Genomic DNA, 16,302 nt, shown 5'->3' with positions numbered 1-16,302 from the left:
ATGCAATCTCGGCTTAAGAAGGGTTCGAGGATCAACGATGTCTCCGCCAGGGCGTTCAATCGCCTTCTGGCGATCCAGGGTGAACAAGCGGGTGCACGGGCGATCAGCGGTCGAACTTCCCACCGTTTTGTATCGGTCGTTGCCAAGAACAACTGCACCTACACCTTGCAGCCAGGTAGTCCCGTGATTCTGGGGACTTATACGGGCGAGGGAACGGGATGGGGGAATAGTCGCAACGGATGGTTGAATGTGCATCCATGTTACCTACCCATCAATATCACCGAAGCAAACGAACTAGCGAGCTCACTCTTCAACGTTGGAGTTGTGGTGGGAGATGCAATCGAGGCCAACGCATTTGGCGACGTTGCGGTATCCGGAACGGTCGAGATTAAGTGTGACTCAGGAGCCGGGTTTGTTCTCCCTCGAGTTAAAACGGCCAGCTACCAAGACTCTGCGGCCGTGAGCTCCGGGTTTGGGTTCGCGCGGAAGATTGCGGATCTCGGAAACGGATTCGCTTTGTGCGATCTCAACTGTGTCAGCAACTTCCTAACCTACACGCTGACGCAGAACCGCCAGGTGCCACCCGCCGCGACAAACGCACAACTGTCGCTCGGGCCCAATGCGTTCGTTGTCGATTCATACGGATGCGCCGCACTGCAGCTGATCGGAGACCAAGGAATCGCAATGTGGTTGGGTAATCGATTCGTCATCACGGTTCCATGGTGCATCGAGTAACGCGGAAAGGAAAAGGATGACTGAAACATTAGAACCAATCGGGGGACCGATCGGGGAAACTCCACCAGGTAGCTATGCTCCGTTGGAAGTTCCCCATCAATGTTTGTGGTGCGACGCGGAGCTCGTCGGTACCGGCGGATGCGTTCCATGCGGTGGCCATGCTGGAAAGTGCCGAGTACCCCGATGGGGGCAAGTTTCGATTGCGATCACCAACTCCTTGCGATCGCAGTGGACCGTGTCCGGGACCATGGGGAATACCAAGACATGTTGCGGAGCTGCACAATTCAGTCTCCCAGCTTTGGCTGGGTATGGACCCTATTACCAATGGGGCTACTGGAAGCATTACCGCAACCGTCGTTTGGAGACTTGGAACGTTTCCCAGCAGGATCGAATTACAGGAGGTGCTTACACTCCCGTCGATAAATGGACCTACACGACATTCATCACCATTTCGAAGGCGTTGGCCTGGTTCTATCATTTCACGCTAAATCAGTACCGCGTTACCGTGCACCCAATCATCGTAGGTGGCATTTGCAAGGTGCGTATTGCATTCACCATCTACGGCACCCACTTCGTCGAGACTCGAATTCTCAACAAGACAAACGATGGTCGCCCCAATACAGGGTGCCACTTCGAGACAGTGAACGGATTGACGGGATGGGAATCGGCCAGTTTCAATGTTCCCACGCCATGTGACCCAACCGAATACGGCACTGCCTGTTTTGGGATAGGCCCGTGGTTTAGTGGAGTGAATGCAAATGCCGGTATGATGCCGTGGATTTCCGAGGACACGCTCACACCCGGCTTTGGTACCACTTACGCATTCGCGAAGTCCTTCTGTAAAGACTTCGATTTTCTCCCCAGCGATGTTCTTCCGATCTCAGCATTCACTGACTCATGCGGGACAAAGTGTTCCATTCCGAGCTATGGGTCCGATGCTGCTCCTACGATTACATCCCCTGTCAGTTGGTCTTCTTCAGACACGACCGTTACCAGCACATGCCCTGCTTTCCTCACAGACACATTAGGAGCATCGCCCTATAGCGACTGCACACCGATTACTCCTACACCGCCCGGTGGATCCGGCTTCAATCGAGCGTATCGACATTGCCAAACTAGCTACCGATTTGTAGAAGAAACCATGGACGGTAGCTCTCCGGATCCAGTCATTGCACCATTGGACCTCGGCACATGGACGATCCAGTTTTCTCGGTTGTAAACCCGGTGCTGCGGTTGTTGCGTGGGGAAATCACTCCGAGTGAATTCGCCAGTTTGTACCCATCGCAATTGGACTCCGCGCCCACTCAACCATCGATCGCGGTTCCGGCTCCGCTCCTGCAGGATCACGTTTTTGACGTTGGGTGGGTGCCACTTCATCGAGTCGCGTTTCGACTGCAGACATGGGCCGATATCGAAGCGTGGTATCGGATGTGGGAATCGATATCGATTCCGTGCGGCGCCTGCCGACGGCATTGGGCCGGATTTAAGGAACTGGATCCACCGAGGTTTCATTCTCGAATCGAGTTCTTTTGGTGGTCGCATCGTGCACACAATTCTGTATCAAAACGAATCGGCCGCAGCGTGTGGAGCTGCGGCCGATTTTGGAGAAGGTATCGGTGCAAGTGAGGATGAACGAGCCGCACTTACGCGACTGCCAATTCCCCCAGCGTCTCGGCCAACCTGGTCTGCACGAGCGACATGTCGAGGTCGGGCCAGTAGACGGCTTTCAATGCACCGAGGATCGCCACCAGCAACGTCGGGAGCGATTGCTGCACGGACGCGTTGGATAGTAGATCGCTCATGAGTCCGTTCTCGACTGCGTCGCGTTGGGCCTTTTCGGCTTGGTATCCAGCGAGCTCCTGTTCCATTTGCGTTCGCGTCTCGCTTGGACCTTCAGGAAGTCCCGCGATCGCGGCCGTCAGCTGCGTGATGCGTTGAACGAGCTGCGCGTTGTAGGCCTCGCGTTGGGCCCGCGTCGCGGCGTCCTCGAAACTGAGCGTGTACAACGCAGGAGCGCCTTCCTCCTGTTCGGTATCGAACAGGCCCACTTTAAGGGTGATCGACTTGGCAGACTCGTAGGGGATGCGAGCGTCCCATTGCATCTCGCGCACGTAGAGTGGGATTCCACCGGCCGCTACTTCGGGTTCGCTCCACTCCGTGAACTCGTCGAGCGCGTCGCTAAACACGTCTTGCCACAATGCGGTGAGCGTTGGGAGGCCTCCGGCGAGCAGAATCGACTCGGCCCAAATCGTCTCCGGATTGGCGATCGTAGCTTGCAAGTTGGCAATCGCAGCGTTGTCCTGGTCGTTCTTCTGCGGCTTGGCTTGCAGCTTGGCCAAGTTCGCCTCGAAGAAGGCCTTCAGGGGGAATCGATACGTTGCGGCTGGCCCCTTCACGCTTCCCATGTAGGGCGTCACTTCGCACTCGATGCCGGGGAGATCGACCCCCTGGCGGTAAAGATCCTCACCGTTTTGAGCGTCGTAGCCGATAGGCTCCCACTTGATCGTGGGGCGCTTGGTCACGCGAAGGTGCGAAATGTAAGGCAATGCGGAACGAACTTCTGACATGGTTTCCTCGGTAGGTATAGCGTTTACTCGTTGGGTTCAGCTTCAGGCTCGGGCTCAGGCTCGGACTCGGGTTCAGGCGGGATCGTCATTCGGAGTGAATAAGTCTCCGGATCAATCGTGTATTCATAAGGAGGCATCCATTCTTCAGGCTCCATCGGTTCGCCCGAAATGGCTTCGATGAGGTCCACTAGTGCCTTCGCACTTGCAAAAAACCGAGCAGATTGACCGGGCGATGCCGCGTCCATTTGAGAGAGAATCTCGTTAACATCCTGTCGCGTCCGAAGCTGTTGGCGCGATTGGTACCAGAACCGTTGGAACTGCTCCCGTCTGAACTTGGCGAGGTTAGCGAGTGTCGAATTGCTGGAATCGAGCAACTCTTTCGCGATCAGCAAAGACTCGGGATTCGTAGGAATCGTCGGTGATGCAAACATTACGCTACCCATGCGGAGTTAGAAGGAAGAATGAAAGAACCGCTGGAGGGCTCGTCGCCTGCACCGATGCCTTTGCCCCAGTACGCGGAGCCTAGCTTGATTCGGTAGTCACCATTGAGAGCATCGACGAACTCATCGGCATCGGTCCCGGCTGCGGTGTAGTTGCTAGTGAATGGGACGTTTAGCAGTGAGTTGTAGTCAGCAGTTCCGTTGTTGCGAAATCGATTATTGAGGAGCCATACTTCGTCGTTGTTGGTTCCTAGCTCAACGCCATAAGTCGCGTTGCCAGTTATCATGTTCCCAGATAAAGTAATTGGAATACTTCCAGCTATACTTGCGTTTGGATCAACGTAATAACCTCTTCCGTTGTTGCTCAAAATGGAATTCGTTAGACCTTCTCCATACCAACTTGGACTGCCTGCGTTTATGTGAATCGCTGTACCCGGATTGTTCACGATAGTTAGGTTTTTATAGTTATTTGCCGGTTGCCATGAATTGGCGGTCAGTCCATGCCTTCCGCCGGATGAAGCAGACGCGTTTCCTTCTAGTCGGCAATTTATAATGTTGGCGTACCCTGAATCCTGAATGTCTATGATTCTGTCGTAGATTGAACCAGAGCATTTAAGTTTGTTATTTACAAAGTGCATACCAAGACGGGTTATGGAGAAGCATCTTGCAGACGCGTGGCTAGCCGTGTTTTCTAAATCACAAAACATAACTACTGGGGCACCGATGATGCTTCCGTTAGACGATACTATTGCTTTGATGAAAGCTACTTCCAGCCAGGTTACCCCGAACAACCCCACTCCGGAGCTAGACGTGAATAACGGGTAGTTAGTTGACGGGTAGATTGGTACTGGCGAAATCCAACCGCTGGGTTGAATCGGCATTCCCCACGAATCTGATCCAATAATGTATATTCGGTTAGATCTTGTAGGGGGGGTTGTAAATGAAGCGTTGGTCAACGTTGCTGTGTACGCATAAGTTCCTGGCCCAATTCTGCACTCAAGCGAATCACCTAAAGAGAAATTAAAGCCGGTGATTACACTCGACCACGTAGCACCACTCACCAATTGAGCACGATCAGCCCACGATGTCCCATCGCCTGCCCCTGCCGATGTCGTTGAAAACCATCGAGTCACCACTGCCATGCTATGTCCTCGTCACCGTGAGAGTGAGTACCGCGACATTTACGGTCGATGCTGATTCGACTTCGAGCTTGATGTAGTCCCCAGCGTTCAATGCGGTGGTCCATCCGGTCAGCGTCGACGATTGAGCCTTGACCTGGGAGGCGAGCGTGGGCTTTGCGGCCGCGACGATCGAATCCCCGTTCGTCGGTGGGAAGTTCGCGTACGAGTCCTTCCAGACGTCTATTACGATCGATCCGGATGCGTTCGCGACGAGCTCCCAGCCGGTGATTGTGCAGTTGTAAGGCACGCGGAAGAGGAGCGACTTTTCACCGACTGCGATCACAGAGCCTCCCCCATCGATCAGGAATGTTATGGCTCCATTGGTGATGCGCGCATCGTTCGAAGCGACAGCATCGGTAATCCCGTATCCCGCGAGCGTTGTTGGTTTGCTGAGGATCGACGACCAGGGCGGGCTCGTGGTGATCCTTCGAATCACGCCAGCATCGTTGATGAACTTGGCGATCTCGTTTGTGAGAGTGTTCTTAACGAGACGCCCTAAGCCAGTAGCAATATCAAGCGTGCTCGGATCGCCCGCAAGGGTTTGGAACGCCGAGGTGATGACGGCCGCTTCGAGATTCGCGAATGCGGAGTCCCCGCTGTTGCGTGCTTGGAGCGAGCCTGCGTTGTTCTTAAGGCGAACATTGGTACCGAGTTGGATTTGCCCGATTGGGAAATCAACTAGGCCTGACTGTCCAAAGATCGTTTGGACGGCAGTTGTCACGCCCGTGATGGTAGGAGTCACCATGAACGAGGTGTTTACTTCGCAAAGCGACGAGCCAATCACGCTTCCGATGGTGCTGCGGATTGCAAAGGACGGCGACCCAGATACCAAACCGTTGGTCCCGCCAGTCTTGAAGCTAAGAATGTTTCGGTAGTGCCCTGATACCGGAGTCGCCGGGGCGGACAGCGTTCCTCCGAGGTACGCGACATCGAATCCCGTTTGCGAAACCGCACTCGCGAATGCCCCATAGTCATAGACTCGCACGCCGGTTCGATCGCCTGTGTTTACGGGAAGGATCGAGACTGAGCGAGCTGATTGGCCCGCCATTCCAATCCCAAGGAGACCTCGATTGATTTCCACGTTGCCCGTGTTGCCGCGAATCGCGAGGTCATCGGTTAAGCCCGAGTAGTCGTTTTGACCCGTGGTCATGTTCACGGATGCCGAGATGATGACATCCCCGTGAATCGCATTACTGGAATAGGTCCTGCCAGAGATTGCCCCAGCAATGTATCCCCCAATTTGGGTCAGCAATCCGATGCGTGCATTCGCGGGGGTTGCAAAGCTACCGCCGAGATCGGCGATCGCTTGGAGCTCTCCGAATCGCATTTTTCTGTAGAAGGAATTCGAGGAGTCTCGTACTTCTAATGACGATGCGCCAGAGTTCCAACGGAGCAAATGGGCTCCCGCTCCGCCGATCTGCAATGTACCCGTGATCGACGCGTTGCCTGTCGCCGTAAGATCAGATATTTCGAGACCAGCCCGCGCTGAATCCGCGTTGTTGTTCAACCGGAAAACCCCACTCACTGCACGGATCCTCGGACCCGTCACCCCACCGACAACGATTGACGCGTCAAAGACCTGCGAGGCCTGGAACGTATTACCCGCCGAAAATACATTGCTCCCGTTTTTTAACGCGACATTACCAGACAAACGAGCATCATCGACGAACCCGGTTAGCTTCGATGCTGCGATCGCACTTATCCACGCAGGATCCGAGTAAGAGAAGTCGCTGCGGACAACCTGGGGCGAGAGCCGAGCGTTAGCGAGCGTACCGGTGATGAGATCGGATGCGCTGCCCGAGGTAGCGATGGGTGCGAGGTTCGCCGTCGGAGTGTATGCAGCGAGAGCGGCCGTGATCGCTGATTGCGTTTCGGACTGGGACAGGACCTCGAGAAAATCGCGACCGGACGCTGCAGAGAGCGACGAAACCGTACTACCGTTACCGTACAGGAGACCGGTCAAGTCCGTGGCAGTTTGCGCACCAATTTCACTTGTGCCCGATGCACCTTCGTCTCCCTTGTCGCCCTTGGGGCCACGCACGACCACCGCGTTGTACGTTGGAGTAGATTGAACAGCGAACTTGAACGAACTCACGGTCAGATATCCTTCACAACGGTAACCGGTCCGTAGAACGCTGGAACGACTTCTTGCCCATGCAGGAATTCGCAATCCCATTCATACGAGCCGAGTGAGTCGCTCAGAGATCCCGCCTTCAACAATGTTGTTTCACTCGCCGGCTTGGAAAGAACTAAGACACCGCCCGGTTCAAAATTGGCGGCGATCGCAGTTCGAGTCTTACCATTCGACATATGCGCCCGAGCGGTAAAACCGGTCGCATCAAAAGGTGTCTCACCGTCCTCTTCCGTGAGGATGATTCTCAATACAAAGTCCGAGCCCTGCCGCATAATCAGGGCCAGGTAGTGGCCAATATATCCGGCGGGCTCGGAGGACTTGCACATTAATCGACCTGCAAAAAGGGTGGAAGCATCAACTGGTAGTCGCTGTCGTTTAAGCCGGCGCAGTCACCGCTACCGAATAGGCCGCGATATCGCGAGCTGTTCCGGAAGGCTCCTCGTGTTCAATCTCGCGAAGTTCGACATCGTAGGTAACACCTTCTTCATCCTCCTCCGAGATGTCCATTTTCACAGCGACTACGAATCCCCGGACTCCGACTGCGTTAGCGCCTGGGGTGAATGTGCCGGTCGGTTGAACGATCTTCTGATTCAGGAAGCATACGTCCATTGGCGTTTCGTCTTCGTAAGAAGCTTCCAGCAGCGCAAGAACCGCATCGGTAGTGAATTTTGGTCCCTTAATGTGGTACTTGAAGGTGAAGGTGTTGGTTTTGTAACCTGTCACCGTCTTTACGTTCGGGGAGCCACGGTATTTTCGGTCGGAGGTGCCGCGAGAGCGACCTCGTTGCACTCCACTAATCCTCGACATCTCGGCCCATACAGGTGTCGAGTAGGTGCCCGTATTGACGTATGCCGCGCGTCTGCGTCCTGCACTCATGGTTTAATCCTTTGGTATTACCCTTCCAACCGAAATCGGACTCGGAACGAAGAGGTGAAAATGTTGTGTTCAGTCAGGTGATTTGGCAGATACAAAGGTCCGTCGAGGATCTCAATGGCAACGCAATCAGCCAGTGCATTTCCTCGCAGTTCGCCTCCCTCTTGGAACAACGCCTTGACCGTCGCGACCTCAATCACGCACGCGTCAAGAAAAGCGTTGTTCTCAAGAGGGTCGGGCTTTTCTTTTGTCGCTTCCGGAAGGCTCCTCTGGTATGCAACATCTATGAAGTAGTCTCGTTGGTCGACGTTCCGGAACTGCTTATCTGATTCACTCGCGATAGCTACCAAGTACTTTCCATCCTTCACCTCTCTTTTGCTTTTGTACTCGACGTACCTTGCTTCAGCTGACTTGTTCATCGCGATGAGCTTGGCAACGAGTGCATCCCGCAGCGTGAGAAGCGGATGGGACATCAGGAAAGCTCCTCGGTGTAAACGCGTCGCCAAGTATGGCTATCATCCGACCAGCGCCAGCAATTCTCACGCGGATCGCGAACGACTACGTGAATGAGCTTGTCGCAAAGTCGCTCAATTCGGTGTCCTACCGTCGGAACGATCGGTGCACCGTTTCCATCAACTAAACACTCAGGGGCAATCAGCCAATCCCATCGCAATGAATCGAAACCAATCCCATCGACGATGTCTTGTCGCTGCGGCTTTGGTTTTGTCCGGACTGCAAGCTCGATCGGGATGAATTGTTCGTCGTTGTAGTGGTAGCGAACAGCGACGCCGTTGAGTCTCTGCAAGGTGCGAAAGGTTGCGGGTATCAATCGCCCCAAAACGGTCATCGCGAATCAATCCTCGATCGAGCTTGCTCCAGGGAATTAAGCAACAGCCGTTTCGGCGTTACCAATTGACTCCACACAGACGATTGGAATTCCTTCCCAGTCGGTAGGAATGGGGGCGTGCTTGGTGATCAACTTGCTGTTTCCTCCCACGTTCACCGTCGCACGCGAGGCCTGGAGTTGGCCCCTGGATCGACGGTTCATTACGAAGTGCGTGGGTGGGGCACTCGATGGGAACAAATCGAACAGGCTTTGGAGAAGCACATCGGTTACCGAACCTGTACCAGAAGCCGGAATGTTAGCGAGGCGGGCGATTGACTTTGCCGCACCGACCTGGAGGCCAATCCAGCCTGCGATTGGAACGGTGTAGCCAACGAATGCCTTACCAGTCCCATCGGTTTGCAGAGACTCGAAGTATGGGTCAATCTTGATTTCGCCATCGTTCCCCATGATCACGCAGACATTCGCTTCGTCGGGAGTGCAGCGGATCGCGTACACGCTACTCCGAGCTGCAGCCCCTGCCGCATTCACTACCATAGGGTTGGCGAGTGCATTTAGAGCCTGCAGGAAACCATTGAACGCCGTACCATTAGCCGTACCGCCGTTAATGATTTGGTTTTCAGCGACGAAGAGGCCTTGGCGTAGGTTACGCTTCGATTGCCGTTCAAGATGGTAGTCGCGACCCTTGCCGGAATCGGCGAGCATTTTGTCCATCGTGACCCGAGCGTCCAAGTAGTGCAGGGCGAGATCGACTTTGGTATCGGTCGAACTGGTAACATCCAAGCCCGTGTTCGCCGCGCGGAAACCTACGACAGGGGCAGTTGCTTCTTTGAGGTAACTGTGGACGGTTCCGTTTGATGCAGTGATCGCATGAAGAGCTGCAAGGAGGGGAGCATCGTTGAAGATGTCCGTTGCACCCATATCACGGACCGATACATCGTTGATCTTGACAACATCCGCGAGGGTAATGAGGGTATCAGCCATGATTGCGTTGGATTCCTAGACGAAAATGAGAATGGGCGACAGGCAACGAAGTCGTTGACCGCTTATTTGGTTGGACTTGCAGGACGAATGAGGGAACCGAATGACTTGCCAGGGGCGCCGTTTGGAGCCGGTTTGCCGGTATCGACCGCTGTTGGCTCTCCCAACGAGATCTTGGCCGCTTCCAGTTTTGCTCTGAACTCATCACGCTCTTTGGCGACCGCGGCGAGTTGAGTGTTTAACCCAGCGATCGCTTCGGCGTGTTCCTTGTTGACTCGCTCGAGCTCCGTTTTGTGCTGTGCTGTCACCTTGGTGGAGTACTCGATAGACGCGTCGGCGAGTGACACGTTTCGTTGGAAGAAATCGACACCAAGTTCGAGGCCGAAACGCGACGTATATGCCTGTAGTTCGGCTCGTGCATCAACATTGGATGGGTTTGGATTGGATTCGGACATCTTTTCGCCTTGGCTGCCAGAAAGTTGATTGCGTGATGAATTGGAAGAGCCCACGGTAGAAGATCGAGCCCCCGTCTGCATTCGCGGATTGTCACTTCGTCGATACTTGTTCGACTGAGCATTGCAGTGGGTTACAAAACGCCCGAAGTAGTCATCGAACTTGCTCACACCGTCCGATAAGCCGAGCGCAACTGCATCGGCTCCAATCCAAACACGGCCGTCGGCAAGCTGCTTTGCCTTTTCTGCATCAAACCCGCGTCCTGACTGAATGGCTTCGAGGAAGAATCCGTTGATCTTTTCGATTTGGCTTTTTGCTTCAAGCAAATGGGCCTCTGTGATGGGTGCGCCAGGTACAAATGCACCTTTGAATTGGCCAGTACTGAGTACGTGAACTTTGATCCCTTCCTTTGACGCCTTTTCCGATAGATCAAATGCAACGTTCAACGTACCGATGGATCCGACCTTGCAAAGCGCATTCGTTTCGATCCTTTCACACTGGCTGCCGACCCAATAGCCGGCGGAAGCCAGCAGGTCGCAACCATAAGCCCAAACAGGCTTCTTTTCGCGAGCGAATAGAATTGATTCACCGAGTTCTGGTGTTCCCTGGACTGTCCCGCCTGGCGTGCAGAGCTTCACCATGATTCCCTGGACGGTCGGATCGTTTGCCAGAGAGATGATTGAACGTCGCGTGATGACAGTCGAAACGTTGTCACTCATGCTCGCCTGATGTTTCATCATCGGCCCTTCGATGGACACGATGGCGATTCCATCCACAACGTTGGGCTCGTAATTCTCAATCCTCTCCAATGCTTCTTTGCGATGCCCTTCGAGGTCAGCAAAGTGCACCGTAAAATTGGTACGTTGCATCTGCTCATACAAAGCATTGAAGTGTGGCTCGTACATCGCCCACGCGCCCACCCAGCATGCAAAGTGGGGAATAGCTTCACGTGGTACGGCAAGTTGCACATCCATGTTATTTGGAATCCTGATTGGCCGTGGTTACAGCTGCTGGGAATGGACCGGGATCGAAGTTCAGGCGGAGGGCGTGACCAAGAACCTCTTCACCCTTCTTGTTCGCGTAGGCGATCACTTCGCATAAGTCGTCGATGTTGTCGAAGATGTCACCCGTGCCACGACTCTTGGTGATGTTGATTGGGGAATCGAGACCACTAGCAATCGCTTTCAGGTCCCCTACGATTTCTTCGGACGGCTTCCACCATGGCATCCCGAGTGGGACCCATTCATAAATGACGTCTTCAACGCTCATACGGGATGGCAACACGAGCTCACCATTCAGCACCGCACCTTGGAGCTGAAAATCGGTCCATCGGGTTCGCATCTCGACTTGGTCATCGCGATTTGCGAGGGTCGATCGCTCGTAGTGAAGCCATCCCGTACGAGATCCGCTGTAGTTCGTGTGGGACTCGTCGAAGAATGAATACGGGATGTCCAGGGCTTTCAACGCGATCATGATCACGAGTCGCGTGAAGTTCTGAAACTCATTCGATGGATTCTTGCTCTCAATCACTTCGACTTTTTCACCGTCGTCGAGATCGAGCACGGTTGGACCGTGGGTCAAATCGATGGTCCGAGGCTGTGCCTCGTTGTTGCTGTCGTCGTCATCTTCGTCATCCGTCGATCCATTTGCTCCCGGCATCGCACCATCAAGGGAAGTTGCATCTTTGTCTCGCATCAACGCGAGCGCGAAGAGTTGCTGGAGCTTCGACTTCACCAACGCGTAATCAATCTTCTCGTAGACATCGCGATAGTTATTGAGACTCGAAACTATTGGGGAAATCCCACGATACTGGTCGCTCGCACATCGTTCAAAGAATCCGTAGTGAATGAAGTTTTTGGCCGGTACATTTCGACGCCATTGATACCCGACGCCTCCCCGGCTTCGTCCCCAGATAGAGTATTGCTTGGGTTCGCCGGCATAATCGGCCTCGATGCCATCAACCCATTCGTGTGGACCGAGCAGCTTCTCGGGTTGTCGAATCAAATCCGACTCGATGGTCTGCATCCGACGGTCGTTCAGGAGGATGAATCCGACGTCTCCGTCGAGCACTCGCCTGGCTTCCGCCATACGGAACATTCGTTCCCGATTCATGCGTCCACCGCGATCGCATTTCTTCGCCTGCGACTGGTTCTTGATGAGCTGCTCGACATCTCGATTCAATCCGCGATCTTTACACCGGGCGTGGAATGTAAAACGCGAGACGTAATCGAGATGTCGACGGACAGCCCAAGCCGCAATGGAGAAGTTGCGAGCGATGTCGTTTGCATTCGCCTGCAGCCTCGTTCGCTTTCCGCCCTTTACGATGGCGTCTTCGCGAACGACTGTTGCCGGCGGCGCTTTTCTTCGGCCCTTCGGTTCGAGAGCGTCGTATCCGGAGGAAGATCCTGGTGCGGTCGCGCTCGAGTATTCCGTTGCTCCAACAGAGAACTGAAACGTGGGATCGAATGTCATGTCAGCCCCCTAGATTCACTCGGTAGGCGACTGGCTTCCGCGTTTTTTTTCCAAGCTCCCCCTCGATCCTGGCTCGCTCGTTTTTCAGCGCGGCGTGGTCGAAGGAAACTGTCACACCGTCGACCTGGAGGGAGGTCGAACCTGACGCGAGAATCGCGTCGATGTCGTCGAGTCGCTGCTGGAGTTGTTGCTTGGTAGCCATGGGCGGAAGACTAGCGATTTACCTAGTCAACCACCCATCCGGAGTACCGAATTCGTCGCTACAAACTCGCCGCGAGCCTGCGAGCAAGCAAGTGTGTCATAATAGGCGGTTGTTCCCGTAGGGGTCGCCGGCGTGGCCGGCCGAAATGGGACCCACGCCGGCATGCGGACAGGCCTGGTCCCATGGTCCGCTGGCTGCTGCGGGATAGTATTCGCTCGATCGATACCCGAGCACTCCGCGAGGTTGCGATTTCATTGAAATCCGATACGATTCACCAACTCAACTCGACTCAACAAGTAGAGCTCCCAAGGCGGACTGTTAATCCGCGTGTCGGTGGTTCGAGCCCACCCGGGGGAGCCTTTCAAATCCTCGGAATTTCCGAGGGTTCGATTTAACAGAGAAGCCGAGGATTAAATCCCTCGGCTTTTTTCGTGTGCGTCAGGCATGACGCGGAGCGTCATTGACTGACGCTCGCAACTGGCAAGCGAAAGTGAACCAGGAAGTAACTTGTCGGGTGCAAGTCCCGATGGAGGCCTTGATGACAGGAACTCCTAGTCGACTGCAAGGGTGTCAGGGGCAACTCTGAATCTGAAGGAAGCAGCAGGCAAACTCTCGGTTCGAGGTACACGAACCGTATACGAGGCGACGACCCGGTGGGCGAGAAGGCACGAAGATTCAAAGCCCAATGTCATTCGGACCGAGTCGGCGTATATGCGGCGAATATACGAGAGGAAAGTTACGCGTCTTACCCTGAGAGATCTACGGGGATGCTGCAAAGCTAGTTGCCTCGCAAGAGGTTACGATGTCACCGTAGAAGTCAGCAGAGGCCATAGTAGTCGGAGGCTTTAGCTGACGAAGGGCCGAACAAGTTTAACCGTTTGGTGCAAAGTATTCGTGATGTGAGGTAGACGCAGAGATGACGGCTGAGAAGCCTGAGCGGCGAACAAGAGTATGCGGCGGAACCGCTGAGGGTAATTCGTACGCGCGTCAAACACTTCCGGCATGCAATGAGAACACTGAACATTCAGTCACCGTCACGATGGAGGAGGTGCTAAGCCGCAGCAATATGTTGCAGGCGTTGAGCCGTGTTGTCGGTAATAAAGGAGCCGCAGGCGTTGATGGGGTGACCGTCGATGAACTGCCAGGCTACTGCCGAGAGCATTGGGAACGCCACCGGGAAGAACTGTTCAGCGGAACGTATCGTCCGAGCCCTGTGCGAAAGGTAGAAATACCTAAACCCGGTGGCAAAGGGATGCGCATGCTGGGCATACCGACAGTGCTAGATCGCTTGATCCAGCAAGCTTTACTGCAAGTGCTCACGAGGCTCTACGATCCAATGTTTTCGGATTCTAGCTTTGGGTTTCGCCCAGGCCGGAGTACGCATCAGGCGTTGGATCGTGCCAAGGAACACATTGCTTCAGGGCATCGCTGGGTTGTCGACATGGACTTGGAAAAGTTCTTCGATCGCGTCAATCACGACATCCTGATGAGTCGCCTTGCACGTCAGATCCAAGACAAACGCATCCTGAAACTGATCCGCTTGTATCTGCAAGCTGGCATCATGGAAGGCGGCATCGTGAGTCCACGCAGCGAGGGAACGCCGCAAGGCGGTCCCTTATCACCGCTTCTGTCCAACGTCCTGCTCGATGAGCTGGACAAGGAGCTGGAACGCCGAGGCCACAAATTCGTTCGCTACGCTGATGACTGTAACATTTACGTTCGCAGTCACCGCGCCGGTGAGCGAGTGCTTAATGGTGTCGAACGCTTCCTGAGCGAGAAACTGCGACTGACAGTGAATCGAGCCAAGAGTGCCGTGGACCGCCCCTGGAACCGCAAGTTCCTGGGCTATACGTTCACGCACCATCACCAACCGAAGTTTAAGGTGTCTCCTGAATCGGTCAAACGCTTCAAGGGTCGCCTACGCGAGGAACTCCGCAAGGCACGAGGTCGCAATGTGCGTACGGTGCTTGCTCAGTTGCAGCCGGTCCTGATCGGTTGGGTGTCGTACTACCGGAAGAGTGAAGTGAAGAAAACGTTCGAGGAACTTGATAGCTGGTTACGCAGGAAGTTACGCGCCATCTACTGGCGCCAATGGAAGCGTCCGCCCAAACGAGCCCGCGAACTGACTCGCCTTGGCATTGACCGCGTGCGAGCGTGGGTCTGTGCTGGCAATGGTCATGGCCCCTGGTGGAATGCTGGCGCTAGCCACATGAATCAGGCCCTGCCTACTCGCCACCTCACGCAACTTGGGCTGATAAGCCTCGTCCAGAAAGGCACTGAGCTGAATCGTCGTTAGACCTGAACCGCCGTATACGGAACCGTACGTACGGTGGTGTGGGAGGACGGCGGGAGTAATCCCGCCTCCTACCCGATTGTTTTCTGGGGGTTTTCGGGTTTCTCGTCCCGCTGGCCGCCAAACAGAGAGCGCTCTCATTTCGCCCGAAAATCGCATTTCCGCGACCGGACCGCGCAAATTCGTCTGCAACTCTCAGATTCTCTGTTTGACAGAGTAGTTCTGTTTAACAGTCGAAGGAGGTGCCCACGACTTGTTTTCCGATCTAGATCTGAACCGCGAGAACTCTCTCGCAAATGGAGACGCCCGCAGGAACGAGTTGCGGAGGTGAATTTATCCCCAATTTTCCCCCCGACGAAAGATGTCCACCACGTTTTCAGGAAGACCAATTGCGGCTTCTTCGTTTCTCCAAATTCGATTGGAGTTAAAGTCTGTCCCGGTGGACGAAATGCTTTGCCCCCACTTTGACCGGACAACCAGAAGGTTCATACGCTGATAATGGTCGAGAAACTGTGCGGTAGAATCGAATTTGTGCTTTCGAAGGAAGTCGATATCCTTGTTGCGGACTCGTTGGACGATGGCGTTCAATGCGACGGCAGCGTCATAAAATTCGTGGACGGTGCTTTCGATCTTCACGTAAATCACATTCGGAACATCTGGCATCAATTGATGCATCGCAGCCATGATGTTACCAGTGAACTTAAATGACTCCTTCTGAGAGTAGTTGATCTCGTGAATTTGATCTTCTTCGTTGTAAGAGGTCGGCTCTGGAATCTCTCTGATTCGCTTGACTTCTATGCCTACATGCCCTGTCTGCTCGAACTCCGCAAGGAAGTCAATTTTCTTGCCTGTAGGAGTTGAGACTTGGTACTGAAGGGATGCAAAAAAATTTGCTGTCAGTGCCGCAAACTCAAGTTCAGAAAGAACGTCTTTGCAATCTTCGATGCCCCTCTGATTCCGCAGATCCTTTCCAATAACGCTGTGGTATCGCCGGATGAAACTATAGAAGTTGCCGCCACGAGGAAAGCGATCGATAATCCCGCCCGCAATACGGCGATGGACTTCGGGTACAAGCGAGTGAAGTAAAGCTATCGGCTCATGGATTGCATCTTCGTCCATTCGATTGG

Annotated in this window: 17 protein-coding genes; 4 read left to right on the top strand and 13 right to left on the bottom strand. The window is 54.3% G+C overall.

Going from position 1 to position 16,302, the window contains the following annotated elements; genetic code table 11:
• From VN12_RS06010 to VN12_RS26780, 3 genes are read left to right on the top strand one after another with little or no spacing between them, the layout of a single operon-like run.
• Entirely contained in the window at positions 1-735 is a 735-nt protein-coding gene (locus VN12_RS06010) for a hypothetical protein (RefSeq protein WP_146675977.1), read from the top strand.
• 16 nt (positions 736-751) lie between these two features.
• A complete protein-coding gene (locus tag VN12_RS06005) occupies positions 752-1,954 on the top strand; it encodes a hypothetical protein (protein WP_146675976.1) in 1,203 nt (400 codons plus the stop codon).
• A complete protein-coding gene (locus VN12_RS26780) occupies positions 1,927-2,361 on the top strand; it encodes an ERV1/ALR-related protein (RefSeq protein ID WP_146675975.1) in 435 nt (144 codons plus the stop codon). Before VN12_RS06005 ends, VN12_RS26780 begins: the two co-directional genes overlap by 28 nt.
• A gap of 17 nt (positions 2,362-2,378) precedes the next feature.
• Here VN12_RS26780 and VN12_RS05995 read toward each other — a convergent pair whose 3' ends face one another.
• The 12 genes from VN12_RS05995 to VN12_RS05940 form a co-directional block, all read right to left on the bottom strand.
• Positions 2,379-3,302 carry a hypothetical protein gene (locus tag VN12_RS05995; protein ID WP_146675974.1) on the bottom strand — a complete coding sequence of 308 codons (924 nt, stop codon included), beginning with the start codon at positions 3,300-3,302 and terminating at the stop codon, positions 2,379-2,381.
• Between the two features lie 23 nt (positions 3,303-3,325).
• Positions 3,326-3,733, bottom strand: a complete 408-nt coding sequence (locus VN12_RS05990; RefSeq protein WP_146675973.1) for a hypothetical protein — start codon at positions 3,731-3,733, stop codon at positions 3,326-3,328.
• Complete coding sequence (locus tag VN12_RS05985; protein WP_146675972.1) at positions 3,733-4,029, bottom strand: hypothetical protein; 297 nt, start codon at positions 4,027-4,029, stop codon at positions 3,733-3,735. Before VN12_RS05985 ends, VN12_RS05990 begins: the two co-directional genes overlap by 1 nt.
• Before the next feature lie 856 nt (positions 4,030-4,885).
• Positions 4,886-7,018 (bottom strand): hypothetical protein, encoded by a 2,133-nt coding sequence (locus VN12_RS05980; RefSeq protein WP_146675971.1) that lies wholly within the window; start codon positions 7,016-7,018, stop codon positions 4,886-4,888.
• A gap of 2 nt (positions 7,019-7,020) precedes the next feature.
• Positions 7,021-7,383 (bottom strand): hypothetical protein, encoded by a 363-nt coding sequence (locus VN12_RS05975; protein ID WP_146675970.1) that lies wholly within the window; start codon positions 7,381-7,383, stop codon positions 7,021-7,023.
• 49 nt (positions 7,384-7,432) lie between these two features.
• On the bottom strand, positions 7,433-7,933 hold the full coding sequence (locus VN12_RS05970) for a hypothetical protein (RefSeq protein WP_146675969.1): 501 nt from the start codon (positions 7,931-7,933) through the stop codon (positions 7,433-7,435).
• A 17-nt stretch (positions 7,934-7,950) separates the two neighbouring features.
• Positions 7,951-8,403: a hypothetical protein gene (locus VN12_RS05965; protein ID WP_146675968.1), complete on the bottom strand. Its 453-nt coding sequence runs from the start codon at positions 8,401-8,403 to the stop codon at positions 7,951-7,953.
• The gene (locus tag VN12_RS05960; protein WP_146675967.1) at positions 8,403-8,777 is read right to left on the bottom strand and encodes a hypothetical protein; all 375 of its coding nucleotides are present in this window, start codon (positions 8,775-8,777) and stop codon (positions 8,403-8,405) included. Before VN12_RS05960 ends, VN12_RS05965 begins: the two co-directional genes overlap by 1 nt.
• Before the next feature lie 36 nt (positions 8,778-8,813).
• Positions 8,814-9,758, bottom strand: a complete 945-nt coding sequence (locus tag VN12_RS05955) for a major capsid protein (protein ID WP_146675966.1) — start codon at positions 9,756-9,758, stop codon at positions 8,814-8,816.
• 62 nt (positions 9,759-9,820) lie between these two features.
• Positions 9,821-11,182 carry a S49 family peptidase gene (locus VN12_RS05950; protein WP_146675965.1) on the bottom strand — a complete coding sequence of 454 codons (1,362 nt, stop codon included), beginning with the start codon at positions 11,180-11,182 and terminating at the stop codon, positions 9,821-9,823.
• Position 11,183: 1 nt separating this feature from the next.
• Entirely contained in the window at positions 11,184-12,680 is a 1,497-nt protein-coding gene (locus tag VN12_RS05945; RefSeq protein ID WP_146675964.1) for a phage portal protein, read from the bottom strand.
• A gap of 1 nt (position 12,681) precedes the next feature.
• Entirely contained in the window at positions 12,682-12,882 is a 201-nt protein-coding gene (locus VN12_RS05940; protein WP_146675963.1) for a hypothetical protein, read from the bottom strand.
• Between the two features lie 1,039 nt (positions 12,883-13,921).
• Between VN12_RS05940 and ltrA the strand changes: the two genes are divergently transcribed.
• Positions 13,922-15,178: a group II intron reverse transcriptase/maturase gene (gene ltrA, locus VN12_RS05935; RefSeq protein ID WP_205855087.1), complete on the top strand. Its 1,257-nt coding sequence runs from the start codon at positions 13,922-13,924 to the stop codon at positions 15,176-15,178.
• 330 nt (positions 15,179-15,508) lie between these two features.
• On the opposite strand, the gene VN12_RS05930 is transcribed toward ltrA, so the two are convergent.
• The gene (locus tag VN12_RS05930) at positions 15,509-16,294 is read right to left on the bottom strand and encodes a hypothetical protein (protein WP_146675962.1); all 786 of its coding nucleotides are present in this window, start codon (positions 16,292-16,294) and stop codon (positions 15,509-15,511) included.
• Positions 16,295-16,302 lie beyond the last annotated feature (8 nt).

The sequence above is a fragment of the Pirellula sp. SH-Sr6A genome (assembly GCF_001610875.1).
Lineage (GTDB): Bacteria > Planctomycetota > Planctomycetia > Pirellulales > Pirellulaceae > JBKCUI01.
The sequence above is the reverse complement of the archived record's forward strand: the minus strand, read 5'-3'. Positions and strand labels throughout refer to the sequence as shown.

Coding starts and splice junctions, on each gene's coding strand:
- VN12_RS05985 (WP_146675972.1), bottom strand. CDS start 4,029: ATGATAACTGGCAACGCGACTTATGGCGTTGAGCTAGGAACCAACAAC.
- VN12_RS05975 (WP_146675970.1), bottom strand. CDS start 7,383: ATGTGCAAGTCCTCCGAGCCCGCCGGATATATTGGCCACTACCTGGCC.
- VN12_RS05955 (WP_146675966.1), bottom strand. CDS start 9,758: ATGGCTGATACCCTCATTACCCTCGCGGATGTTGTCAAGATCAACGAT.
- VN12_RS05990 (WP_146675973.1), bottom strand. CDS start 3,733: ATGTTTGCATCACCGACGATTCCTACGAATCCCGAGTCTTTGCTGATC.
- VN12_RS05950 (WP_146675965.1), bottom strand. CDS start 11,182: ATGGATGTGCAACTTGCCGTACCACGTGAAGCTATTCCCCACTTTGCA.
- VN12_RS05965 (WP_146675968.1), bottom strand. CDS start 8,403: ATGTCCCATCCGCTTCTCACGCTGCGGGATGCACTCGTTGCCAAGCTC.
- VN12_RS06010 (WP_146675977.1), top strand. CDS start 1: ATGCAATCTCGGCTTAAGAAGGGTTCGAGGATCAACGATGTCTCCGCC.
- VN12_RS05970 (WP_146675969.1), bottom strand. CDS start 7,933: ATGAGTGCAGGACGCAGACGCGCGGCATACGTCAATACGGGCACCTAC.
- VN12_RS05995 (WP_146675974.1), bottom strand. CDS start 3,302: ATGTCAGAAGTTCGTTCCGCATTGCCTTACATTTCGCACCTTCGCGTG.
- VN12_RS05930 (WP_146675962.1), bottom strand. CDS start 16,294: ATGGACGAAGATGCAATCCATGAGCCGATAGCTTTACTTCACTCGCTT.
- VN12_RS05960 (WP_146675967.1), bottom strand. CDS start 8,777: ATGACCGTTTTGGGGCGATTGATACCCGCAACCTTTCGCACCTTGCAG.
- VN12_RS26780 (WP_146675975.1), top strand. CDS start 1,927: ATGGACGATCCAGTTTTCTCGGTTGTAAACCCGGTGCTGCGGTTGTTG.
- VN12_RS06005 (WP_146675976.1), top strand. CDS start 752: ATGACTGAAACATTAGAACCAATCGGGGGACCGATCGGGGAAACTCCA.
- VN12_RS05940 (WP_146675963.1), bottom strand. CDS start 12,882: ATGGCTACCAAGCAACAACTCCAGCAGCGACTCGACGACATCGACGCG.
- ltrA (WP_205855087.1), top strand. CDS start 13,922: ATGGAGGAGGTGCTAAGCCGCAGCAATATGTTGCAGGCGTTGAGCCGT.
- VN12_RS05945 (WP_146675964.1), bottom strand. CDS start 12,680: ATGACATTCGATCCCACGTTTCAGTTCTCTGTTGGAGCAACGGAATAC.